This window comes from Nostoc sp. 2RC, from assembly GCF_014222165.1.
Taxonomy (GTDB): Bacteria; Cyanobacteriota; Cyanobacteriia; order Cyanobacteriales; family Nostocaceae; genus Nostoc; species Nostoc linckia.
On record NZ_JACKZU010000104.1, the window covers coordinates 1 to 22489 of the forward strand.

Annotated in this window: 21 protein-coding genes and 1 pseudogene; 8 read left to right on the plus strand and 14 right to left on the minus strand. The window is 40.8% G+C overall.

Features of this window, described 5'->3' with window-relative positions:
* Positions 1–66 precede the first annotated feature (66 nt).
* Both ftsE and GNE10_RS14080 read right to left on the minus strand, forming a co-directional pair.
* Entirely contained in the window at positions 67–813 is a 747-nt protein-coding gene (ftsE, locus tag GNE10_RS14075; RefSeq protein ID WP_185565713.1) for a cell division ATP-binding protein FtsE, read from the minus strand.
* A 399-nt stretch (positions 814–1212) separates the two neighbouring features.
* On the minus strand, positions 1213–1971 hold the full coding sequence (locus tag GNE10_RS14080) for a WecB/TagA/CpsF family glycosyltransferase (RefSeq protein ID WP_185565714.1): 759 nt from the start codon (positions 1969–1971) through the stop codon (positions 1213–1215).
* A gap of 424 nt (positions 1972–2395) precedes the next feature.
* Between GNE10_RS14080 and GNE10_RS14085 the strand changes: the two genes are divergently transcribed.
* The 3 genes from GNE10_RS14085 (at position 2396) to GNE10_RS14095 (ending at position 5376) form a co-directional block, all read left to right on the plus strand.
* Positions 2396–3115, plus strand: coding sequence for a response regulator transcription factor (locus GNE10_RS14085; RefSeq protein WP_099070961.1), 720 nt, complete (start codon positions 2396–2398; stop codon positions 3113–3115).
* Positions 3116–3273: 158 nt separating this feature from the next.
* Positions 3274–4947 carry a SpoIIE family protein phosphatase gene (locus GNE10_RS14090; RefSeq protein WP_185565715.1) on the plus strand — a complete coding sequence of 558 codons (1674 nt, stop codon included), beginning with the start codon at positions 3274–3276 and terminating at the stop codon, positions 4945–4947.
* Between the two features lie 3 nt (positions 4948–4950).
* On the plus strand, positions 4951–5376 hold the full coding sequence (locus tag GNE10_RS14095) for an anti-sigma regulatory factor (protein ID WP_099070959.1): 426 nt from the start codon (positions 4951–4953) through the stop codon (positions 5374–5376).
* Between the two features lie 75 nt (positions 5377–5451).
* Here GNE10_RS14095 and GNE10_RS14100 read toward each other — a convergent pair whose 3' ends face one another.
* Positions 5452–5880 (minus strand): ketosteroid isomerase family protein, encoded by a 429-nt coding sequence (locus GNE10_RS14100; RefSeq protein ID WP_185565716.1) that lies wholly within the window; start codon positions 5878–5880, stop codon positions 5452–5454.
* Positions 5881–6140: 260 nt separating this feature from the next.
* Between GNE10_RS14100 and queG the strand changes: the two are divergent.
* Together queG and GNE10_RS35950 are read left to right on the plus strand one after the other, a co-directional pair.
* A pseudogene (gene queG, locus GNE10_RS35945) lies at positions 6141–7025 on the plus strand (tRNA epoxyqueuosine(34) reductase QueG); the annotation flags it as partial.
* A 63-nt stretch (positions 7026–7088) separates the two neighbouring features.
* Positions 7089–7718, plus strand: coding sequence for an HAD-IA family hydrolase (locus GNE10_RS35950; protein ID WP_242062410.1), 630 nt, complete (start codon positions 7089–7091; stop codon positions 7716–7718).
* Between the two features lie 65 nt (positions 7719–7783).
* Here the strand turns inward: GNE10_RS35950 and GNE10_RS14110 are convergent, their stop codons facing one another.
* Positions 7784–8158, minus strand: coding sequence for a hypothetical protein (locus GNE10_RS14110; RefSeq protein WP_099070956.1), 375 nt, complete (start codon positions 8156–8158; stop codon positions 7784–7786).
* Between the two features lie 219 nt (positions 8159–8377).
* On the opposite strand from GNE10_RS14110, the gene GNE10_RS14115 reads away from it, so the two are divergent.
* Positions 8378–8908 (plus strand): orange carotenoid protein N-terminal domain-containing protein, encoded by a 531-nt coding sequence (locus GNE10_RS14115; RefSeq protein WP_185565718.1) that lies wholly within the window; start codon positions 8378–8380, stop codon positions 8906–8908.
* A 62-nt stretch (positions 8909–8970) separates the two neighbouring features.
* On the opposite strand, the gene GNE10_RS14120 is transcribed toward GNE10_RS14115, so the two are convergent.
* The 6 genes from GNE10_RS14120 to GNE10_RS14145 form a co-directional block, all read right to left on the minus strand.
* Positions 8971–9735, minus strand: coding sequence for an ABC transporter ATP-binding protein (locus GNE10_RS14120; RefSeq protein ID WP_221642845.1), 765 nt, complete (start codon positions 9733–9735; stop codon positions 8971–8973).
* 363 nt (positions 9736–10098) lie between these two features.
* On the minus strand, positions 10099–11412 hold the full coding sequence (locus GNE10_RS14125) for a glycoside hydrolase family 15 protein (RefSeq protein WP_185565719.1): 1314 nt from the start codon (positions 11410–11412) through the stop codon (positions 10099–10101).
* 566 nt (positions 11413–11978) lie between these two features.
* Positions 11979–12659, minus strand: coding sequence for a DUF6875 domain-containing protein (locus GNE10_RS14130; protein ID WP_185565720.1), 681 nt, complete (start codon positions 12657–12659; stop codon positions 11979–11981).
* Positions 12660–13846: 1187 nt separating this feature from the next.
* Positions 13847–14560, minus strand: coding sequence for a heterocyst differentiation pentapeptide repeat protein HetL (hetL, locus tag GNE10_RS14135; RefSeq protein WP_185565721.1), 714 nt, complete (start codon positions 14558–14560; stop codon positions 13847–13849).
* A gap of 14 nt (positions 14561–14574) precedes the next feature.
* A complete protein-coding gene (locus tag GNE10_RS14140; protein WP_185565722.1) occupies positions 14575–15714 on the minus strand; it encodes a nitronate monooxygenase family protein in 1140 nt (379 codons plus the stop codon).
* A 186-nt stretch (positions 15715–15900) separates the two neighbouring features.
* On the minus strand, positions 15901–16263 hold the full coding sequence (locus GNE10_RS14145; RefSeq protein WP_185565723.1) for a metalloregulator ArsR/SmtB family transcription factor: 363 nt from the start codon (positions 16261–16263) through the stop codon (positions 15901–15903).
* 58 nt (positions 16264–16321) lie between these two features.
* Here GNE10_RS14145 and GNE10_RS14150 point away from each other — a divergent pair, with 58 nt between their 5' ends.
* Positions 16322–16483 carry a hypothetical protein gene (locus GNE10_RS14150; protein ID WP_180267497.1) on the plus strand — a complete coding sequence of 54 codons (162 nt, stop codon included), beginning with the start codon at positions 16322–16324 and terminating at the stop codon, positions 16481–16483.
* A gap of 314 nt (positions 16484–16797) precedes the next feature.
* Here GNE10_RS14150 and GNE10_RS14155 read toward each other — a convergent pair whose 3' ends face one another.
* Both GNE10_RS14155 and GNE10_RS14160 read right to left on the minus strand, forming a co-directional pair.
* Positions 16798–17235: a hypothetical protein gene (locus GNE10_RS14155; RefSeq protein WP_099070948.1), complete on the minus strand. Its 438-nt coding sequence runs from the start codon at positions 17233–17235 to the stop codon at positions 16798–16800.
* Between the two features lie 158 nt (positions 17236–17393).
* Positions 17394–19307 (minus strand): transketolase C-terminal domain-containing protein, encoded by a 1914-nt coding sequence (locus tag GNE10_RS14160; RefSeq protein ID WP_185565724.1) that lies wholly within the window; start codon positions 19305–19307, stop codon positions 17394–17396.
* Positions 19308–19652: 345 nt separating this feature from the next.
* Between GNE10_RS14160 and GNE10_RS14165 the strand changes: the two genes are divergently transcribed.
* Entirely contained in the window at positions 19653–20408 is a 756-nt protein-coding gene (locus GNE10_RS14165; RefSeq protein ID WP_099070945.1) for a DeoR/GlpR family DNA-binding transcription regulator, read from the plus strand.
* 118 nt (positions 20409–20526) lie between these two features.
* Here GNE10_RS14165 and GNE10_RS14170 read toward each other — a convergent pair whose 3' ends face one another.
* The gene (locus GNE10_RS14170; protein WP_185565725.1) at positions 20527–21696 is read right to left on the minus strand and encodes a zinc-dependent alcohol dehydrogenase; all 1170 of its coding nucleotides are present in this window, start codon (positions 21694–21696) and stop codon (positions 20527–20529) included.
* A gap of 231 nt (positions 21697–21927) precedes the next feature.
* A complete protein-coding gene (locus GNE10_RS14175; RefSeq protein WP_180267496.1) occupies positions 21928–22416 on the minus strand; it encodes an SRPBCC family protein in 489 nt (162 codons plus the stop codon).
* Positions 22417–22489 lie beyond the last annotated feature (73 nt).

A 22489-nucleotide genomic window follows, 5' to 3' on the forward strand; every position in this document is an offset into this window, starting at 1 on the left:
TCTCCCTTGTCTCCCCATCTCCCCATCTCCCCATCTCCCCATCTCCCAATACCCCATGCCCCATTATTATTTACGAAACAGCCTTCCATTGCGAACTTGCACTACTGGATGATTGCATCGTCGCACCAATTGTTCATCGTGGGTGGTAACAATTACCGTAGCTCCAAAGGAATTTAACTTTTGGAGAATTTGTATAACTTGCCAAGAATTATCGGGATCGAGATTTCCTGTGGGTTCATCAGCTAGTAGCAGTGGTGGTGTACTGACTATCGCCCTGGCAATACTCACCCGTTGTTGTTCTCCTCCAGAAAGTTGATCTGGAAAACAGTCAGCTTTATTCAGTAAACCCACTAACTTTAAAGTTGGTTCTAAGCGGCGTTGAATTTCTTTACGGGTATAGCCTTGAGCTTGGAGTACAAAAGTAACATTTTCTGCTACTGTCCGTTGGTTAATTAGCTTGTAGTCCTGAAACACAATTCCAATACGTCGCCGCAATAATGACAAGCGATCGCCCTTTAAAGCTGCTACATTACATTCATCAACAATTACTTCACCTTGTGTGGGTAACTCCTGGCCATAGAGCAGTTTCAAAAGCGTGGATTTACCAGAACCACTCGGCCCTGTGATAAACAAAAATTCTCCCTTTTTAACTTCAAGGTTCGCATTTAACAAGGCATGAGAACCATTGGAATAGGTTTTAGTTACAGATTGCAATTGCACCTTTTTAGCATTACTGCTAATGTGCTGTTGAGTTTCACTGTGCTGTTTATCAACGGATTTCTCTATCTTAACTTCACTTGTTAATACTGGCATTGTTAAATTCTCCTCATACCCACAACCAAATACTTTGCCAACCTAGATTCGACATTCTCCTCAAAATCAGAATTCCCAGGTTTTGCCTGGGAATTTCAAATGTAATAGAGAAATTTAAAATTTGTTAAAGATTTTAGTATCAGCTACGTAAAAGTACTGGGAATTGGGTATGGGGAATTAGAGTGTTGACTGTTGACTGGTGACTGGGGAGTGGGGAGTTATTGGGTGAACGAAATTTTGTGTGGGATTTCTAGCTAAGTATCCAAAAAATTACCCTCCACACTCCCCACACTCCCCACACTTCCCACACTCCCCACACCTTTTTTCGCTCACCCGGAGTTATTATTCTCCCTTGCTCCTGTCCTTGTGCGTCATCTCCCTCATCTCCCCACTCTCCACTCAGCACTTAATTGCACTCTTTGTAGTCCAGCGATAGACAAAGGCTTTCATCGCAAACTCTGGCAAAGCTAACATCCGCCGCCAACGCCAAGGTTCTTGATATAGCCGATATAGCCATTCCAAATTGTTGTTTCCTAACCAAGCAGGAGCGCGAGTTTTACTTCCTGACCAAATATCAAAACTGCCACCAACGCCAATCCAAATTGCTTGGGGGCACAAATGGCGATTTTGGGCAATCCATAATTCTTGACGCGGCACTCCTAGACCTACAAAAATCACTTGTGGCTGCAATTCGGCAAGAGTTTGTTGCAATTGTGCTTCTTCTTGTGGGGAATGGTAACCTGAGTGAGTACCTACTAAGTTCAAATCTGGAATTTGCTGTTGCCAAAACTCTGCTGCTTTTGCAGCCACTCCAGGTGCAGCGCCATAAAAAAATACTTTTGCTCCTGTCTTATGTTGTCCAAGTTGTTGCAAAAGCTTTTCTGATAATTCAATTCCTGGACAACGCTGTACTTTTTGCCATAATAACCAGCGTAAATACAGAACAACCCCAGCTCCATCTGGAATCACCAGTTCAGCATTTTGAATGGCCTGAGCTAAAAGTTCGTTACGCTCTGCCTGCATAGTCATTTCTGCATTGAGGGTGACTACATGAGTTCCTCTGCCTTGTTGCAAGCATTCTAACAACCAGCCCGGATAATTACTCATCACATGAACTGGTATTCCCAACACTGAAAATGCTTCAGGCGATTTAGACATATGCCTATTTTTGATTGATTTCACACCACATTTCCTTGAATGTTAAGTTTATCAAATATTTTTATCAAAGAAGAATTTAACACGAGCCAGTCTGGTTTCTGTCATGAGGGTAACCCTAAGGGATGAAAACCACTATCTACCGTACATAGGACTTAGGGTATAGGGGTATGAGGGTGTACAAGAATATTCCATAGAAGACTGTTAACTGTGAACTGTCAACGCTTTATCAAAAGATGGGGAATTGCTGGATAATTAAGGGAATATCAACTGCCTTTGATTGTCAAGATTGGGTTCTTTCTCAACGTAAGATTAGTTGCTCAACAAGTGTGACATTATACGAAGATGCCTTTGATCTGTGCCTAGATAAGACTTTTTAGTAAACTCGACTTTACAGTTAAGGTAGTGTAACGGGCTGAAGTTGGCTATGAGTAAAATTCGTATTGCTCTGATTGAAGATCATGACCTGACTCGCGTAGGTATTCGGACAGCACTACTACAAAAAGATGAAATTGAAGTTGTAGGGGAAGCTGCTAATGCCGCTGAGGGATTGAAAATGTTAAAAGTGCTACAACCAGATATTGCCATAGTAGATATTGGTTTACCAGATAAGGATGGCATTGAGTTGACACGGGAGGTAAAATCTACTACTAATAACGAAGAGTCAAGCACAAAGGTGTTAATTTTGACACTGCGGGATAATCGAGAAGCGGTATTGGCGGCTTTTGCTGCGGGGGCAGACTCTTACTGTATGAAGGATATCAAATTTGATAATTTGCTGGAAGCAGTACGAGTAACTTACAATGGCAACGCCTGGATCGATCCGGCGATCGCTCGAATTGTATTACAACAAGCGCAACAAAATCCCCAAAAGTCGGAATCGGCTTTTGTAGATACCAAAGCTGTTGCCCCTAATCCTGATTTTGCGGAAAATCTGGAAGGAATTGAACCCTACACCCTGACAGAAAGGGAGTTAGAAGTGTTACAGTTGATTGTCGAAGGTTGTAGCAATGCGGTAATTGCGGAAAGGCTTTACATCACTGTCGGAACTGTTAAAACTCACGTCCGCAATATTTTGAATAAGCTATGTGCCGATGACCGTACTCAGGCCGCAGTCCGCGCCTTGCGTTCTGGGTTAGTGGGATAAAAGTTAAATTCAACTAACAGTAAACAGTTATCAAGGTTTCAAACACTGATAACTGATAACTGTTGAGAATGATTAGTTCTAAATTTTCGTTGGTTATCAGGTGGGATAAACATCAGACTATCTCGCCACTAAACATAGTTGAAAAATTAAAGTCAAATATGGCTGAGACAGGGGTGGACAAACTCAAGCTCATGGTGGTAGACGATGAGCCAGACAACTTAGATTTACTCTACCGCACTTTTAGACGAGATTTTCAAGTGTACAAAGCTAATCATGCTCATGGTGCTTTGGAAATCTTGGATAAGGTTGGCGAGATGGCTGTGATTATTTCTGACCAAAGAATGCCAGAAATGAGTGGGAGCGAATTTTTTAGTCGCACGGTGGAACGATTTCCGGACACGATTCGGATTTTGTTAACTGGTTTTACCGATGTCGAAGATTTGGTAGATGCGATTAACTCCGGTCAGGTGTTCAAGTACATCACCAAACCCTGGAATCCAGAGCGACTCAGGGCGTTAGTGGAACAAGCCACCGATACATACCGCTTAGTGAAGAAGCGCACCCAAGAGTTACGTCGGGCTTTACGCCGAGAATCTTTGTTCAATGCAGTGACAACGGCAATTCGAGAATCTTTAGACTACGACAGTATGCTGCAAAAGACTGTAGCAACCATTGGACAAACCTTTGAAGCTACTAGTTGTATGCTCAGACCAACAGAAGGCGATCGCTTAACATCGGAGTTGTTTTCATACTACGATTCTCAATCTGATGTGTTGGATTGCGCCTTCGACTCGACTCCTTTAATTGAAAAAGTTCTGCAAACCCGTCATTACGAACTTGCTCAAGAAATATACGACGGTAACCCTTGTCATCATCTGGTTGTACCGCTTAGCTATCAGCAACATCTGGTGGCTGTGTTGACTCTCCATCAATGGGGACGCCATCGTCCTTGGGAAGAAGAAGACATCCAACTGATTGCAGGTGTGGCCGAACAAGCAGCTTTAGCTCTTTCCCAAGCAAAACTCTACCAGCGCCTCCAGGAAAAACAACAGCAGATTCACAATGAGTTAGAAGTGGCTCGCCAAATTCAATACAACCTGCTCCGCCAAAGTTTACCTGATATCAAAGGTGTGAAAGTACAAGCCTGCTGCTACCCCGCGCGGGAAGTAGGAGGAGACTTTTTTGAAGTTTTTGTCCATCCCAAAGGCGATTTGTGGTTGGCTGTGGGTGACGTTTCTGGCAAAGGCGTTCCAGCTGCTTTATTTATGGCTAGTGTTATTTCCGTCTTGCGCCGGGAATTATCTCAAGAAGCCCCAGCAGCGCCAAATGTGGTTATGCAGAACCTCAACCACGCTTTGAGTGAAGACTTAATTAGCAATAATTATTTCATCACTCTTGTGTTAGCTTGTTATACCCCTAGTACTAGGGAACTCATCTACACTAATGCTGGTCACATTTATCCACTTTTATGGTCACACAAAGCAGCATCAGCCGACAATCCCAATTACCTCAAAGTCCGCAGCGTTCCCTTGGGGATATTGCCCAAATGGCAAGGACAGTCTTGTAGCTTGGTTCTCGCTCCTGGAGACACACTGTTACTAACTAGTGATGGTATTACGGAAGCAATGGTATTTAATAATTCATCTAATTTAGTAAAAACCGTGTCTGGCGTTGAGCCTGTTGAACGTTCTATGCTGAATCAAGATGGCCTTTGGCAACTCTTACAAAAAGAGGAAAAACCGCTTTCTCTGAACCATTTAGTAGCTCGCATACAGGCAGATAACTACGTCCAAGAAGACGATCAAACTATACTCTCGCTGGAGATTTTGTAAGTAATGAAAAGTGAGCTTCATGTACCAAGTGATTTGAATTTTCTCAATATTGTTGAGAACTGGTTGTTGGGATGTTTGAAAATTCAGCTAGGAGACTCGGTAGATTGGTCGCGCCAATCAAGTCGTTTGAGATTGGCTTTAGTGGAAGCCTACTCAAACGCAGTACGTCACGCCCATAGGGACAAACCAAATTTGCCCATATTACTGCGTTTGGAACTCAAAGACCGAGACTTGGCTCTAGAAGTTTGGGATTATGGTGAAGGCTTTGATATGTCTACCTACTATGCTCCTGACCCTGTTGAAAAACAAGAAGGTGGTTATGGTTGGTTGATTATGAATCGTCTGATGGATAAAGTAGACTACAAGTTACAAATTAATGGCGCTAACTGTCTCAAGTTAGAAGCTACTTTACCCGAATTAGTCAAATGAGTTGGCAGTTAGAGCTATAGTTTAGGACATGAGTTCATGGACTTGTTGCCTATTGTCTGTTGCCTGCTATACTTACTATTTTTGAGGGCGTAAAGATAGTAACTCTTGAGGTGAAGCTAAAAGTTTGATTCTAGTATATAAAATTTGCTGTTGTTGGTTGAGGATAAATGTCCACAAGACATTGACGCCACACCAAGAAGTTTGGGCCTTACCTGTCACTTGGACTTGGATGGTAGTGTTTTCCAATGTGTCGCTTATTCCTGTATTGGGGTAAGCTTTAATGTTTTGGGCTTCTTGCTTTAAGTAAGCTGCGATCGCATCACGTCCCACAATATCAGATTCCAGCGGTGGACGCATCACACCGTCCTCGGTAAATAAAGCCGCAGTTTGCTCAAAGTCTCCCGCATTCAATGTTTCAAAATAACGCATTACACTTGTTTGTGTAATTCCTGGAATTTGCAATTCTGTTTGCAGCTGTACTGGGGATATTTCCGCAGAGGTCATAAAATTGCCTATATTACATTAGCTAAATATTAATTTGATTACAAAAATCCTTAAAAAAAAAGCCACTATTGAGATAGTTGCTACATACGTTTAAATCTTTCTGATGGTGGATTTGTTGACTGTTGACCGTTGATCGCGGTCATCAGTCAACAATTAACAATGATCTGAATGTAAAACAAGTCACAAATATTTATCAAAAAAATGACTACATTAATGTATAATAATTATGCCTGTAGTTAGGCAAATTCAAATATAAAACAATGAATTACTCTTCCGTAACCAGCAGCAGCGTCGTCAAAGAAAAAGCCAGCGAGTTGGGCTTTCACAAAGTTGGAATTGCTGCTGTGGACAAGGTAGATGTTACAGAAGCACAGAGGTTGAAAGCATGGCTAGCGCTGGGTTATCACGCTGATATGGAATGGATGAGTAACCCAAAGCGCCAGGATATTAGGTTAGTGATGCCAGAAGTGCGATCGCTTGTTTGTGTAGCGCTGAATTATTACACAGCATATCAACGTCCCCAAGGGGAAGAATACGGCAAAATTTCTCGTTATGGCTGGGGAAGGGATTATCACAAGGTAATGCATAAAAAACTCAAGCAGCTAGCCACCTGGTTAGAATCACTGGATGAAAATATACAAGCGATTTATTATGCAGATACAGGCCCAGTGCAAGATAAAGTCTGGGCACAAAAAGCGGGAATTGGTTGGATTGCCAAAAATGGTAATGTGATTACACGCGAGTATGGTTCTTGGGTATTTTTGGGAGAAGTGTTAACCAATTTGCAACTAGAAAGCGATCGCCCCCATACAGAACACTGCGGTAGTTGTACTCGTTGTCTTCAAGCATGTCCCACCGATGCAATTACTGAGCCTTTTGTGGTGGATGCCAATCGCTGCATTGCTTATCATACAATTGAAAATCGGGCAGAAGAATTGCCACAAACACTTACACCCCATTTGCAAGGCTGGGTTGCTGGTTGCGATATCTGCCAAGATGTTTGTCCTTGGAATCAACGTTTTGCGAAGAATACTGATATCGCGGAGTTTGCGCCCTATCCTCAGAATCTTGCTCCCCGACTGCTAGAGTTAGCCCAAATCTCTTATGGAGACTGGAATAAACGATTTCCAGCATCCGCTTTACGACGGATTAAGCCAGAAATGTTACGACGCAACGCTCAAGCTAATCTTGACGCATCTAAGCGAAAGATGACTCAAAAAGTAATTATTTTTGATTTTGATGGCACAATTGCTGATACAGTAGACGCCCTTGTCAGTATTGCTAATCGTCTAGCTGTAGACTTTGGTTATATCCAAATAACCCCAGACCAATTAGCTTTACTCAAAAACTTAACATCCAGAGAAATTATTAAATACTCTGGAGTTTCGCTGTTTAAAATACCTTTTTTAGTTAAAAAAGTGAAAGGAGAATTAAAAAACAAAATCCCCGAATTAAAGCCTATTCCTGGAATTCAGGAAGCATTGGTAGAACTCCAAGCTCAAGGATACAAACTGGGAATTATTACTTCTAACTCCAAAGAAAATGTTACACAATTTCTCCAAATTAATGGTTTAGATCGCTTATTTGATTTTATATATTCAGGAATTACAATTTTTGGTAAAACAACTATTATTAATAATGTATTGAAGCAAAAACAACTAAAGCCCCAAGATGTAATTTATGTAGGAGATGAAACGAGAGACATAGAAGCATCAAAAAAAGCAAATATCCAAGTAATTGCAGTGACTTGGGGTTTTAATTCATCAGAAGTACTCGCTAAGCAAAATCCAGATTATTTGATTCATAAACCTAGCGAGTTACTAGAAGTGATGAAATGAAAATTCAAAATGTAGAGACGTTACAATGCAACGTCTCCACATAATAGATTTAGGATGAGAAAAACTTATTTTTTCGGCTGACCTTTTTCTAAAGCCTTTTCTACCAAATTGTCATCAACGCTAGTTACACTTTCAGTTTTGGAATTTCCAACTTCCTTAGCCAACTCTTTATAATCATCGGGATTACCAGTTGACTGGGTTTGTGTTTTGATTTCTTTTGCTTCAGGGACTTTTTGTTTGGGAGCAGTTGCAGCTTCGGCTACTGCTGCGCCTTCACCTGTGCGGTCAACTTCACTAACGCTGAATTGTTGTGCAGCTGCATAATCAGCTTCAAAATCCACTTTTGGGGCTTTTTCTTCACCGCTAGCGATGTTTTCAGCTGCTAATTGAGCATCATGGGTGGGAGCTTCATTAACATTGGGTTTAATTTCATCTGGCATAATTAAAACCTTAAGTAAATTTTTATTGCTGGAGCAATGCTAGCAAAGTAATTCACTAATTTATTACTTTCTTGCGAGAGATTTTTACCTCTATTAAAAGATAGATTAATCTTAAATTTAATAGTTAATTGAACTCTTTCTATTGATAGTAGAGTCTGACGTTCAAACTTTAGTAACTTCTAGTTTGGCCTATTAATTAAATTGTGTTGGAGAAAAGTTATGACTACAAGTTACGATAAAAATATTTCTCAAGCTCAAAGCAATGAAACTCAAAAAGTGGTAGATGCGTTTAATGCATTAGATACCGACGCCAAATTAGCTTGGTTCTATCTTGTTTATAAAAAAATGGGTGATTCCATTCCCCCAGCTGCTCCCGCCGCTACCGATCCGGAATTAGCACCAAAGTTGCTAGGAGATTATTTTGATTTATCAGATGACGAGCAATTGGAAATTATGCGGGATATAGTTAACCGCAAAGATACAGAATATTCCCGCGCTTATGGAGCCATTAAAGAAAACAATCAGTTGTTAGTTTGGTATGCTTGGGCAGTAGCTATGGGTGATAAAGTTGTTGGTTTACCAGCTAGCTACAAGCCAAGTAAAGCGATTAATGATTTACTTTCCCAAATTGAAGCACTAGATTTTGATGAGCAAATATCGGTGTTCCGGACAATAGCCGGTGAAATGGGTTACACCGATGTTAAGCCTATTGAAACACAAGCACAAACTGGTAAAACGCCGAGTTTGTAAGTTAATTTGATAACTGTTGACTGTTGAGTGTTGACACTCAGCAGTCAACACTCACAGCTTTATCAAGACATTACCAGCTGAGTTAAGTCAGATGAAGTCAAGTTAGAGTGTACTACTTGGCCATCGCGGAACCAAACGATGCGGTGAGTTTGACGCGCTACTTCTGGTTCGTGGGTAACCATAACAACGGTGATTCCACTGGCGTTGAGTTCGCTAAAGATGTCTAAAACTTCTTGGGTTGTGCGAGAATCAAGTGCGCCGGTGGGTTCATCGGCCAGGAGGACTACGGGACGGTTGACAATGGCACGGGCGATCGCTACCCTTTGTTGTTGTCCCCCTGATAGTTGGGTTGGTTTGTTGTTGAGGCGTTTTGCTAAACCGACTCGTGTCAGTGCTTCTGTGGCGCGATCGCTCCTTTCTTTGGGATTGACGTTAGCATATACCATTGGCAGCATCACATTTTCTAATGCTGTAAGTTGGGGTAATAAATGGAATTGCTGGAACACAAAACCCAGTTTTTTATTCCGGATGTGTGCTAAGGATTTATCGTCCATTTGCGCCACATCAATATTATCTAAGTAATAATGACCGCCTGTAGGTCGGTCTAGACAGCCGATAATATTCATGGCTGTAGATTTACCAGAACCAGAAGGCCCCATAATTGAACAATATTCGCCTTCGTGGATAGTCAAATTCACATCGTTGAGTGCTTTGACTTCAGTTTCACCAGTGCCATAGACTTTATATATATTTTCTAAACGAATAATACTTGGTTTGGGTATAGGATCGGGAACTAGAGAATCCGTGATTAAAATAGTATTTGCCATAAAAATTTGCTTGGGTATGAAAAAGGCGATCGCTCTTTATTAACTCATTCCCCAGCTTTACGCAGCGAGGATTTCGAGTCATTAGTCATTAATCATTAGTCATTAGTAGTTATATTTAATTTATCGTATCTAGTAAGCCTTCGACTTTGCTCAGGCTTACACCGAGGGAAGCCGAGGTGTAATACTAATGACCACTGATTAATGACTAATAGGACTTGGCTATGATAAACCAATACGGTTCGGATAAGCAGTATGAACTTCCCTTGTGGTCTGGGAAAAGGTTAAGGGGTAAGGGGTAAAGGATGTATTTGAAACCTTTCCCCTTTAACCGAACCGTATTGTATGATAGACAGAATTGTTGAACTATTTTAGCCTTAAACTTTCTTCCATGATTTTCAAAGCTATACGCAGATTTGCTTGTGTCCATAATAGTGGTGTTGCATCATTTGGTACGTAATTATCTTTTTCGAGATAGTACAACTCAGGACATTTAAAACCGCCAAGTTGAAAATCCTCTGCTGTTATTTGTCCAAGTGAGCGATTTAGATATAATATTTGCTTTTCTAAAAACTCCTTTCGCTGAGTCTTGATAAATTTCATACCAAATATAGTGGAAATAATTGGATCGAAAATACACCATTGAGCTTCCTCACCTTGTTTTAAAGCACGCTGATTTTCTTTTAGCCACTGCTCTCGTTCTGTAGATATGCTTGTACGTATACTTTCAGGAAGATCTGTATAGTCACGACACCAGAAAGAATCATTTAAATATCTAGATATCCCATATTTTCCCTGCAAGTTATTAATTACATCTCCAAGAATAACCCCAGCCATCGAATCGTTCAAAACTTCCAAAGGATAAATCAAAAAAAGTAAAGCCGAATCATATCGCCTTTCTTTATTTTGTTGAACACACTCTGAAGGTAGGATTTTATTCAGTGCATCTATGCCCTTCTGAATTAAATTATCTAAAAGTTCGATTGTAACGAGTTTATCTTGATATCTACAGTTTTGGAATATATGAGGATAGTCTATTTTTAGTTGTTTGAAAGCCTTAAGAGATGCAACAACAACGCCAATACTAGAAGCTTCGATTTTCGGAGTTTCTTCCCAATGGCCGCTATCTTCATCTTCCCAATAAAAAACAGCATCAAAATACAAAGGAAAAAGTGCTAAGGTTTTAATTTCATCTTGAGTTGGCTCTAAAATTTTATCGCTAATTAATTTACAACAAAACCATAAAAAATATCCTAAAGCGTCATTTTGTGCATGTTCCCAAGACTGATTAATTTCCTCTAAATTTTCTCCATTAAATCGAATGTGAGGACGTTCCATCACTCGATCGGGAGTGACTTGAGCATTAATAATATTTTCAAAACGAATCTGATGTTTTTGAAAGTATTGGAACAAAGATTTAATATTATTAATGACTATGGAAGTCTCTCCAAAAAGATAGTGAGAATAGGCGACGTATACATTATCACGTATCCATACAGCTGCATATCCCGTATATTTAGTTTTATCTGCCACACTTGCCGCAGGAAAAAGACCGTTGTCTAAAATAGGGAAATTAAATGTTCCTTTTTCCTCTAGAAGCAATTTAATATTTTGCAAATCTTTGAGATTATAATCAGTTTTGACTAACCGAGCAATTTCACTGTTATGTACAACAGACATAAATTGTACCCTCAACTTCAACTAATATCCATGATACTAGTGGTCTGCCAATCCAAAAATGCGCTTCTTTCGGGCTGGGTAAAGGGAAAGGGGTAAAGGGTAAGGGATTTAAAACCTTTCCCCTTTAAAGAGCTAAGTTATGAAAGCGAACTACTACATTTATTGACATCTACGTATGACGTTTTTTTAGGTTGAGCTACTTATCTGCGCTCATTCCTATGATAAATAAAGTGAAATGGTATCAGAAGCAAGATTTCAGTGATGTTTGAAGTGGCGCACTGGAATCTTTGATGGAGAATTTTTAGAAGAAAACAGGGAACACAAGATACACAATAAATAGCCAAAACAGTAGGTTGTTTCTGGAAAAATTCAATACAAGCCTGACACTGGTTATCAGTTATAGCGTTTCCTAATCTGCTGAGGTACTGAGTACTTCGCTTATCTTATTGGGCAAACCTCTGTGTGACTCTGCGACGCTGCGCCTTTAAAAACAAAAGTTTGTCTACCTCACTGAAGTGGGAATCGCTATATCAAAGGTAGATGATAACTCATAGTTGATTGAAATTCTAATGACTCACTAAGGTTGCTGCTTCTACTTCTGCTTTCGCCAAAGCCAATACCTGATAGGCAGTTTTAAATCTATTTTCATCTGTAAATTTACCGCCAAACCGCTTTAAATAAGCTTCCAAATACCTAATGCGTAAATGTAAATCGACAGGACTTTGAAGAAAAGGCAAGTCTGCTTCAACCATAAATCGGATAGCCAACAATGGTACGGGGCTACGTAGTGGACGGAAGTCTGGGTTATGTAAACCAGGACTTTCATTGCGTTTATGAAACTCTCCAATCATTAATCCTGATTCGACAAACAAAGGTTTAAGTTTTTGTTGTATGCTGTCTATGATTTTCGGGGCATCCTCTATATCGATATCAGGAAATATCAATAAAAAAGCTTTACTAATTCTTGATTCTTGTTCTTTAGCATCCATCTCTAGAAAGATATCTCGGTAGCGTTTGACAAGATTTTCTATTTGTTCTGGATACAAGTCTTTGCTACGAATAACTGCCAAACGAATACTGTTAGTTCTTATAGAGTGAGGTACAAAAGGACAAACTGCACCCGGTCTGCCTAAAAGCGGATGGGGTTTTCCTAAAAAAGTTTTCACCCACTCTAAAATTTGATTTAAGTAAGGAAGGTCTTCGTTTTCCTGGAGTTGTTGAATTTCAATAGGTGTATAGAGTTGCATTAGTATCACTCAAGTGTAGTAATTGTGAAATCCTCAATTCAAAATTATTGGATGATGCTATCTGATAGTTCAGAGACAACAGGAACTATTAACAGGAAAACCCACTTTTTTCAGCATGGCATGGTCACAAGGACACCGTTTAGAATCGCGCTTTTCGTCTAGTAAAAACATCTTTTTTTAAACTGTAGCTCCGACCCACAACTAAACCTTTCCATCGCTGTTCCCTGTTATTTGTTGGTTGTTATCTACCCCAAAACAGTCTGTAAATTAATTTTTATCTCAAAAATCAGTCTTCATGATGTTGCATTTTCGGCTGATTTGTAGTTAAGGTCAGATAAAAATTGTTTTAATATTTTGTGCTATTTAATTTAAGACAGCACACATAGCCGAAAATATATTTCAGCATCAAGCAAGTTATTTGGGAACATTATTTATGGTATTGTGAATGACTTATATATTTTTTGAATCCTATCCTCCTGCCTTTTTTTGCACCTTTCATTTAACAATATTTTTAAGAAAAATATTATAAAGTTAATATCCGAGTGCTGAGTTTTATTGTAAAAATTTAGTATAGATTTTAAAGTACTGATAGTATGTAGCGTAAATTATCAGTATTATTACTTTTACCAATACACTATTGCCGTAAAGATTTAAATCTTCTGATAAACAGAGATAATATCTGAATTGGAACACCGATCAAAATTGATAATAGACTAATGTCCCAAAATACAAAGTTTTGGAAACAAGCAATGGTCTGAACTTTAGACAAACTTTAATATACAGATACTTAGTAATGGCGTGGAATAAAGCACTTAGGGCTTCCAACAATTTCAGGTTTGTTCAAGCAAATTTTATAACATGAACACCACAACCATACCCAACAATTTTGGGTAAATCTAGGCTAGGTTTTTTAGCCAACGCACTTGCATGTGATATCGTATCCGGCTAATCACTAGACTTCAAAGAGAAGTGGGGAAAAGGGTAAGGGGTAAAGGGGAAAGGGCAAATAAAAACCCTTTTCCCAATAAAGATGAGTCCCTTTCCCCCTCTTGCAAAAGTTACTTTTGCTCATAGGTCTACTGATGATTACCGCATCTTTAGCAAAATCCCAAAAGCTTCTTGGCTGCTTCCTGAATGATAAGTTTTCAACCGGACATGATATTGTTGTTCTTGGCGATCGCTCATCCTCAATCATGAACTGTACCATCAGGCATGATTGCACCTTGGAAATCAACGTCAGTGAGAATTGCCCCTGTTAAGTCTGCTCCTTGCAAATTAGCTTTTCGCAGAATCGCACCACTAAGATCTGCATAGCTCAAGTCTGCTTTTTGCAAACTTGCTTGACTGAGATCTGTTGCCAAATCTCCCCACAATGTTGTGTGGCTCAAATTTGCCCGACACAACTTTGCCGCATCTAAGTTGGCATGATGCAGTGAAACTGCTCTCAAGTCAGCGTAACTCAAGTCTGCCCCAGTTAAAACAGCGTATCCCAAATCTGTGCGTTGATTGGAACTGGGGCGAAAGTCTGCTTGAATTAACAGACAACCAGAGAGTTTTGCACCATTCAAATTAGCACCACCCAAACTAGTTTTGATTAAGTTGGCTTTGTCTAGGCGTGTCTGAACCAGCTTTGCACCAGTCAAATCAGCCTCACGCAAAATCGCGCCACACAAGTCGGCTTCACTTAAGTCGATTCCCCAGAGGATTGCTTCACTAAGGTTTGCCTCCCGCAGACATGCTTGATTGAAGTTGGTTTTACCCAGCCGTGTCTGTCGCAAATCAGCATTGCTGAAGTCTGCACCTCTGAAATTGGCATTGGTGAGCTCTACTTCTTGGAGATTTACTCGCTGAAAGCTTCGTTCTCCAGCGTTATAGCGTTTGATAATTTCATCCACGTCCATAATCGTTACGACCTCTAATTTATCTGAAGCGGGTTTTTCCTTTGGACAACAATGTTTGAGTGCATTGGTTTTTGAGGTTGGGTTAACTCTGCCATCAGTTCTGTGACGGACATGATTCTATCAGTGTACCCAACATTAGCTCCAGAAAAAATTAGACCATGTTCTACGTCCCCAAGGGCAGCTTTAGAAAGAGCTTGTAAAAGACAATAAGTTTTGCCAGTGTCTCGACACAAGCACGTTTCTAAACAATTGGCAATACATCGCCGTTCTAGTGTTGTTGATGAGTGAGTCATTGCCTGCTCTGCAAAGGAATTACGTAAAGCACGACTGGGTTTGCCTACAGGGCTGGGCACAGTTACAATATCTGCGGCAGAGGCTTGGAGATGATAATCTTTATAACGTCGATGGGCATCGCATTCTTCTGTGGTAATGAAGCGAGTACCGATTTGCACGCCATCTGCCCCAACTGCTAACATTTTATCGATGTCGGTGCGATCGCCAATTCCCCCCGCGACAATCAGCGGTATCTTGACGCCCAACTGTTCCTCGCAATACTGCCGCAACTGAAAAATCACAGACTCTATGGAGAATCCTGGAGAGTTCACATCTTCGCACTGGCTGAAATGCCCTCCCACTTGCTGGCAATTTTCCACAATCAAGGCATCTGGTAGTCGATTATATTGACGTTGCCAAGTTTGGCAAATTAACTGGGCTGAAAACAAGTTAGATACGCTTGGTACCAATGCCACATCGGGATAGTCTGCGGTGTACTCTGGTAAACAAACAGGCACTCCTGCTCCGGTAATAATCAAATTTGCTCCTTGGGCAGCTGCTGTCTGAGCCAACACAGGATAATCTTTTGTTGCAACAAGAATATTCACCGCCATGACTCCATCAGGACTAATGTTCCGGGCTTTGGTGAGTTCATCTATCAAAGCAAGTCGATTGGCTGCAAAAAAGCTATTGCGTTTGCGTTGGTGAAAGTCAGGAGAATGCAACCCCAGCCCCAATGAGGCAATGACACCTACTCCTCCTGCGTTGGCAACTGCTCCAGCCAGCTTTGCACCCGATACTCCCACTGCCATTGCACCTTGAACAATGGGATACTGGACAATGTGTTTGCCAATCCGTAGGGGATGTAAGATAGAGGTCATTAAAATATATTTCCTTGGTTAACTAAATAACTGTTGAGTAATTTTAGCACCTCAGTGTTAATTGTTGGTTGAGAACGGTCTAGGGGCTTCTAGCTAAAAAATCTTGTAGCTCCTGTAATTAGCTAGTTTTTGACTTAATGGCTCATGATTCTACTACCACCCTCGATTTTGAGGGTGTTTTCTCGTTCAAAAAATTGCTGTTTTGCCCCGGAGAGTTTTTAGGCTTTCAGCCTGCTGTTGGATGCGTTCGCTAATGCGATCGCACGCTAATTCACAAAGCTCGAAAATCATTGGATCGACAATCTCGTAATAAGCACTGGTACCTCTAGGCTGACGAGATAAAATTCCAGCCTGAGTTAACACTTTCAAATGCTTAGATAAATTTGCCTGTCCTAAACCAGTGGCCTCGGCAATTTCCATCACATTCATTGCCCCCGACCTCAGACAGCTCAAAATTTGTAATCGGCTTGCTTCTGATAAAACCTTAAAGAAACCAGAAACCGCCACGAGAACAGCTGGATCGGCTTTGGGTGACTTAGTTTTTGGCATAGGTTGATTTAATGCTCAGCACAATAGTTATTTAATAGTTTATTAGTAATATAGCTAATTGCTAATTAAATTTAATAAAACCCTCAAAGACCAACAGCCAGCGCCAAATCCCATATTCTTTGATAGGATTTCACAAAATACTCATGAGTGCGATCGCTCTCCACTGACTTTAATGCTAAGTGAACCAGAATTGCAAATTTTCTCCCTGGCTTGGCAGTAAAAGCAGTATTTATATAGCAGTCCGATTTGATTAATGAACTGTATAGGCAGACAAGAAGCAATAGGCAATAGGCAACAGAGTATAAAAGGGTGAAAGTGTACGGAATTTTGTTCAAAAATCAAATAGGATTCCTATATATAGCAGTCCTAAATCATTTGTGAAATCTTGCTGCTGTTGACTGTTGACCCTTCAACTTCGCTCAGGGTCAAGGCTCAGGGGAGTCGAAGCCTTGACTGCTGACTATCAACGGTCAACGGTCAACGGTCAACAGTTAACAGTCTTCTATGAAATATTTTTTACTTGGAAGTCCCTAATTATTTACAATGTTTTTGAAGAAGAGACATAACCAGTTCAAAACTATGAGGTTGAGTTTGCACTGCATAAGCTTCTCTTTCTAAATCTTGCCTGTGGATATCCGTATAGTGCATAAAAAACGGTCGAGCATAATTGATAGGCTGAATGTCTAAACCTAAAGTTTTTATTTTTCCTTTTCCCGCACATACTTGTGCAGCATGAACAGCTTCGTGAATTATGGTTTGAGTACCGATTTGTAGGTCAAATACTACTGGATTAATCCAAATTTTTTTGGTAGTTTCCTGTAATAATCCATAAGCACCGCGCTTAGGAGGTAGCTGAATTATTACTTGAAACCCAAATTTTTCTAATTGATTTTTCAACTCAATAAATTTTCGTTCTGGTGTGGGTGCTTGAGAAAGTAGTAAAAAAGAATTTAATAGTACAATTTCTATCATGCATTTATACTTAGGAATAATTTTTCATATTATATTCCCTCAATTTATTTTTTCAACAAACTCTAAGATACCGGATTTTTTTAAAACTCCGGTATCTGTTGCAAATTATCTTAATTTAGGTCTGGGGTATCCAACTGTTAGCTGTTGTCTTGGAAAAATTATTCGACTAAATTTTTAACCTTGTTGATAATACTCACTGGGTCAATTCCTTGATGTGGAAATTGCTCCCACAAACCACCGCAACCTTCTTGATGAGTACCAAGATAAGCGTATTTGGGAGTTAAGCCACGCTCTAATAACCAACTACCAAAACGGCTACCTAATCCAGTTCGACGATTAAACGACTCCACCACAAGTACAAAAGGGGCATTACCGATTTTTGTCATCATCTCTTCATCAATAACGTTTAAAGTTGGTTTGTTAATTAAACCTACATCTAGACCTTCTTGCTTGAGGCGCTCAACTGCATCCAGGGCACGATATAGAGCATCACCAAAGCTCACAATGTAGCCTTGCGTTCCTTCCCGAATTATTTCATCTTTACCAGGAACAAATTTATAGTCACTACCAAAAAATTCATCGCCATTTTTGTCGAGAATTAATGGCACTTTAGAACGGGTGGAGAAAATAAACCGCAGTCCAGGTTCAAAGAACACAGATTCTACACAGGCTTTCATCTGATTAGCATCAGATGGAAAGTAAAGACGTGTTTGGTAGCCATCATCTAAACCATTGTCCGCAAACATATTATTCAAACCGAAATGGCAGGTGTTATCCGCCATATCATCGATACCTGCATGGGAAAAGTGACAAAGTATATTTGAGTAGTTCAACCGCGCCATCGTAATCTCAGAGATACACATTTCTAAGAAAGCGCTAAAGGTTGCGAAAATACCTTGTTTCCCTGATTCCATGCCAAATCCCGCTGCGGCAGAAAAATTCCCCCGCTCCATAATGCCAGAGGAGATAAAAATTTCCGGGTATGCATCGTGAATTTTCTTCAAACCACACGAGCCTTCAAGATCGCTATCGATGACTCTGACATTTTCCTTGCGCTCTACTTCACTGAGGTGACTTAACACAGCAACCACCGCATCGCCGAACACGTTGCGATTAGCATCCCATTTATTACTGGAGCCAAGAAAAGTGTAGGTTTGTTTTGGTTTTTGAATACTCTTGATGTACTCAACAGCAGCAGTTTGTCCGCGTGATTCGAGATATTGAATAGCTAACTCTACAGAAATTACATCGTGACCGTGAGTAGAGCCTTCTAACCCTGTAATACCAGGGCACATGGGGCGTTTATTGATGATGGCAATTGGCCCTGGAGTATTTACAGCCTCGTAAATACGATGGTATAGGTCGTCTATATCTTCCCCATTTCCTTCGAGTATCCTCAATCCATGCCCTTGTAAGGTTTTGGCAACACTAAAACCAGACAGATACTTTGAAGGATGTCCGGCGATGGTCACATCGTTATCATCAATGATGAGCTTGACATTAAGATGCTGAGCAACAGCTAAGCGAGCAGCTTCAGCATCATTGCCTTCTTGCTGGGAACCATCGGAACCAAGACAGAAAACCACTTTACCTGGATTTGCCATTGCGACACCATTGACGTAAGGCCACATATGTCCCAATCGTCCAGAACTAAACTTGACACCGGGAGTTAACCCTAATTCCGGGTGTCCTGGTAAGTGGGAATGTGCTTGGCGATAGTGTAGGAGTTGCTCGCTTGGTAAGTCACCGTGCAAAGTTGCCATCAAATACTGAGTTGCAACTCGATGTCCGGCCTCATCAAAGAAAATCGGCACAAACTTATCGGATACTGACCGAAACAAGGCATCAAGTACAATCGCCTCTGGTACTGTGTCATAAGGCCCCCCAGTATGGCCACCCACCCCTCTAGCAGCTCCGGTGGCTGTAAAAAACACGATCGCATCACGGCACAATTGAATATTAGCTTTGAGGTTCTCTCGTTGCTCCAAGGTAAGAGTTGGATTTGTCAGATCGAGAATTACTCGTTTGTAAGCACTCAAATCAATGGGAAATTGAATGTTGGTAAAAGTCATAATTTATTCCTGGGATTTTAAGGGTATTGGGCATTGGGCAAACAGGGTATGGGGAAAGGGAAAGGGGTAAGGGGGAAGGGGGAAAGATTAAATTTATTCCTTTTCCCTTTTCCCTTAACCTTTTCCCCTGCCTTAAGAGCACCCCATCTCCCAATCCCAAAGCAGCGTTTATTGACTATCAACAAGCCACTATCAACAAGCTAAGATTGTTAAATCTCGCTTGCACGAATGTGCTTGAATTTATTTGAAGATGGCGATAAACATGCATGAACCTGCATATCTATGAGTATAAACTCACAAACGTGCAATTTCAAGATTAAATGTGCAATTTCAGGAAAGTCAATTATGCTAACTGCGGAGCGACGGCAATTTATTATGGAGATTCTGCGTCGTGACAAAAAGGTGCTGTCATCAGAATTGAGTGCGGTTTTGAAGGTTTCGGAGGATACGATTCGCCGGGATTTGCGGGAATTAGCCGAATCAGGGTTTTTGCAGCGAGTTCATGGAGGCGCACTTCTGATTTCGCCAGCCATCGCCTCTTATGCCGATCGCCAAAAGCAAGCACCCAAAGAAAAGGAAGCGATCGCCCGTGCAGCTGCTAAATTGGTCTCTACAGGGCAGGTGGTAATTTTAGATGGAGGCACCACAACTCTCCAAGTAGCCCGTCATTTGCCTTTGGATTTGCAGGCGACAATTGTTACAAATAGTCCTCCCATTGCTGTTGCCTTAGCAGAACATCCCCATGTAGAAGTTGTAATGTTAGGCGGAAAGCTCTACAAAAAAGCCTTGGTCAACGTCGGTACTACAACAGTTGAGTCATTACGGATGATTCGTGCAGATTTGTGCATGTTGGGAGTATGCAGCGTACATCCGGAATTTGGCATTAGCGTACAGAACTTAGACGAAGCCCATGTCAAACGAGCGATGATTGCTGGAGCAGCTGAGGTAGTTGCATTAGCCACAGAGGAAAAGTTAGATACTGCTGCTCCTTATGTTGTGGAATCGATTCATGCAATTACTTACCTTGTAACTGCACCAACTGTATCCGATCGCATACTAACTTCTTACAAAGCTTTGGGTTTGGCGATCGTTCGTGACTAAATAAGGGAAGTGGAAAGAATAAATAATAGGTTTAGGTGGTTGATTGTTGACTGTTGACTGTTGACCGTGAACCGTCAACGGTCAACAGTTATTCGCATCTCAATGCCCAATGCCCAATTCACGGTTTAAGCACAACTTTAATACAGTTGTCTTTCCTTTCATTGAAAATTTCGTAGCCCTGCGGTGCTTGCTCTAAGGGTAGAGTATGGGTGATGACAAAAGACGGGTCTATCTTACCGTTTTGGATGTGATCTAGTAACGTGGGTAAATACTTATGAACGTGGGTTTGTCCCATTTTGAATGTTAAGGCTTTGTTCATGGCAGCACCCATTGGCATTTTGTCTATAAAACCGACATAAACACCAGGAATTGAAACGTGACCGCCTTTACGGCAAGCTACTAGCATTTGTCTGAGGACAATTGGTCGATCTGTTTCTAAACGTACTGCTTGCTTCACTTGGTCATACAAATATTCTAAATCTACACCGTGTGCTTCCATTCCCACAGCGTCAATACAAGCATCCGGCCCACGACCACCCGTCATTTCTTTGAGGGCTTCTCCAACATCGACCTTCTCATAGTTAAGTGTTTCGGCATTGGTGTACTTTTCCACTAACTGTAGGCGTTCGGGAATTCGATCGATGGCTATGACACGTTCAGCACCAAGAATATAAGCACTGTGAATGGCGAATTGTCCCACTGGGCCACAACCCCAGATTGCCACAGTATCACCAGGCTGAATATTACAGTTTTCAGCTGCCATATAACCGGTGGGAAAGATATCTGTAAGAAATAGTACTTGTTCGTCTTTGAGGAAATCAGGAATTTTGAACAAACCGACATCAGCAAAGGGAACGCGGGCGTATTCGGCTTGACCTCCTGCGTAACCACCGAGCATGTGAGAGTAGCCAAAAAGACCAGATGGAGAATAACCCATGAGTTTTTCTGCTAACCAAGCGTTGGGGTTGGAGTTATCGCACAGCGACCAGAGGTCTTGCTGGCAGAAATAGCAGTGACCGCAGGAAATGGGAAATGGTACGATGACGCGATCGCCTATTTTTAAATTCTTGACACCGCTACCCAGTTCAACAACTTCGCCCATGAATTCATGACCAACGATATCCCCTTTTTCCATTGTGGGGATGTAGCCATTATAGATATGTAAATCAGAACCACAAATTGCAGTTGTAGTGATTTTAACAATAGCATCACGCGGATTCAGAATTTTTGGATCCGGTACTGTTTCGACCCGCATATCTTTAGCGCCGTTCCAACAAACTGCTTTCATTGTTTTTCCTCTTTTGTATTAAATCAGAACTTACGTAAAATCATGAAAAAAGAAACCTCAAAGGACATAAATAAATAAGAATTTCAGAGAATTTTTGCCTAAGTCCTATAAGGTAACTCCAAAAAATAAATTATTGCCCTTGGGGTCGTTGATTACTGACTGTCAACTGTCAACTGTCAACAGTTAACAGTCTTCTGTGAAATATTTTTTTACTTGGAAACCCCTAAATATTTAGCCTTGACCTCTTGGTTGACCTTCTGTTGTGGCAATTTCTCCTGCTTCCATGAGCATTTTAAAGTGGCGTAAATCTTCTGTAAGATTGTGTTTTGGGTCTTCACCAAAAAGTTTAGCAATCACATTTCCAATCACACCACCAGGCGGGTTATATTTCCTAACTACTTTCACCTCAGTACCACGATTACCTGGTGCTGGCTTAAATTGAACTACACCTGAGTTTTGAAATTCTGCGCTTTGAACTGAAGCCCAAGCAATTACTTCGTTTTCTTTATCTTCAACAATGACTGCATCCCACTCTAAGGTTCTATCTAAGAGTCCTTCAACAATCCACCGAATTTTCGCATCGTCGTACACCTTTACTTCTTTAAGATGCTTGATGAAGCGGGGTAAATTTTCAAAGTTACGCCAAAATCGGTAAAGTTCTTCTGCTGGTTTGTTAATGGTTACAGTCTTTTCAACTTTGATTTGTTCGTTTGCCATCATTACCTCTTGTATTTGCTATTTATAGATTTTGTTGCTTTTATAAATAAAAATTGAAAAATATTCTTGTTAATAG

What these genes read in the sequence shown, in the direction of transcription:
- GNE10_RS14080 (WP_185565714.1), bottom strand. Translation starts at nt 1,971, where the DNA reads ATGTCTAAATCGCCTGAAGCATTTTCAGTGTTGGGAATACCAGTTCAT.
- ftsE (WP_185565713.1), bottom strand. Translation starts at nt 813, where the DNA reads ATGCCAGTATTAACAAGTGAAGTTAAGATAGAGAAATCCGTTGATAAA.
- GNE10_RS14165 (WP_099070945.1), top strand. Translation starts at nt 19,653, where the DNA reads ATGCTAACTGCGGAGCGACGGCAATTTATTATGGAGATTCTGCGTCGT.
- GNE10_RS35950 (WP_242062410.1), top strand. Translation starts at nt 7,089, where the DNA reads ATGACTCAAAAAGTAATTATTTTTGATTTTGATGGCACAATTGCTGAT.
- GNE10_RS14125 (WP_185565719.1), bottom strand. Translation starts at nt 11,412, where the DNA reads ATGTCTGTTGTACATAACAGTGAAATTGCTCGGTTAGTCAAAACTGAT.
- GNE10_RS14145 (WP_185565723.1), bottom strand. Translation starts at nt 16,263, where the DNA reads ATGCCAAAAACTAAGTCACCCAAAGCCGATCCAGCTGTTCTCGTGGCG.
- GNE10_RS14140 (WP_185565722.1), bottom strand. Translation starts at nt 15,714, where the DNA reads ATGACCTCTATCTTACATCCCCTACGGATTGGCAAACACATTGTCCAG.
- GNE10_RS14100 (WP_185565716.1), bottom strand. Translation starts at nt 5,880, where the DNA reads ATGACCTCTGCGGAAATATCCCCAGTACAGCTGCAAACAGAATTGCAA.
- GNE10_RS14120 (WP_221642845.1), bottom strand. Translation starts at nt 9,735, where the DNA reads ATGGCAAATACTATTTTAATCACGGATTCTCTAGTTCCCGATCCTATA.
- GNE10_RS14095 (WP_099070959.1), top strand. Translation starts at nt 4,951, where the DNA reads ATGAAAAGTGAGCTTCATGTACCAAGTGATTTGAATTTTCTCAATATT.
- GNE10_RS14175 (WP_180267496.1), bottom strand. Translation starts at nt 22,416, where the DNA reads ATGATGGCAAACGAACAAATCAAAGTTGAAAAGACTGTAACCATTAAC.
- GNE10_RS14160 (WP_185565724.1), bottom strand. Translation starts at nt 19,307, where the DNA reads ATGACTTTTACCAACATTCAATTTCCCATTGATTTGAGTGCTTACAAA.
- GNE10_RS14130 (WP_185565720.1), bottom strand. Translation starts at nt 12,659, where the DNA reads ATGCAACTCTATACACCTATTGAAATTCAACAACTCCAGGAAAACGAA.
- GNE10_RS14155 (WP_099070948.1), bottom strand. Translation starts at nt 17,235, where the DNA reads ATGATAGAAATTGTACTATTAAATTCTTTTTTACTACTTTCTCAAGCA.
- hetL (WP_185565721.1), bottom strand. Translation starts at nt 14,560, where the DNA reads ATGGACGTGGATGAAATTATCAAACGCTATAACGCTGGAGAACGAAGC.
- GNE10_RS14090 (WP_185565715.1), top strand. Translation starts at nt 3,274, where the DNA reads ATGGCTGAGACAGGGGTGGACAAACTCAAGCTCATGGTGGTAGACGAT.
- GNE10_RS14170 (WP_185565725.1), bottom strand. Translation starts at nt 21,696, where the DNA reads ATGAAAGCAGTTTGTTGGAACGGCGCTAAAGATATGCGGGTCGAAACA.
- GNE10_RS14115 (WP_185565718.1), top strand. Translation starts at nt 8,378, where the DNA reads ATGACTACAAGTTACGATAAAAATATTTCTCAAGCTCAAAGCAATGAA.
- GNE10_RS14085 (WP_099070961.1), top strand. Translation starts at nt 2,396, where the DNA reads ATGAGTAAAATTCGTATTGCTCTGATTGAAGATCATGACCTGACTCGC.
- GNE10_RS14110 (WP_099070956.1), bottom strand. Translation starts at nt 8,158, where the DNA reads ATGCCAGATGAAATTAAACCCAATGTTAATGAAGCTCCCACCCATGAT.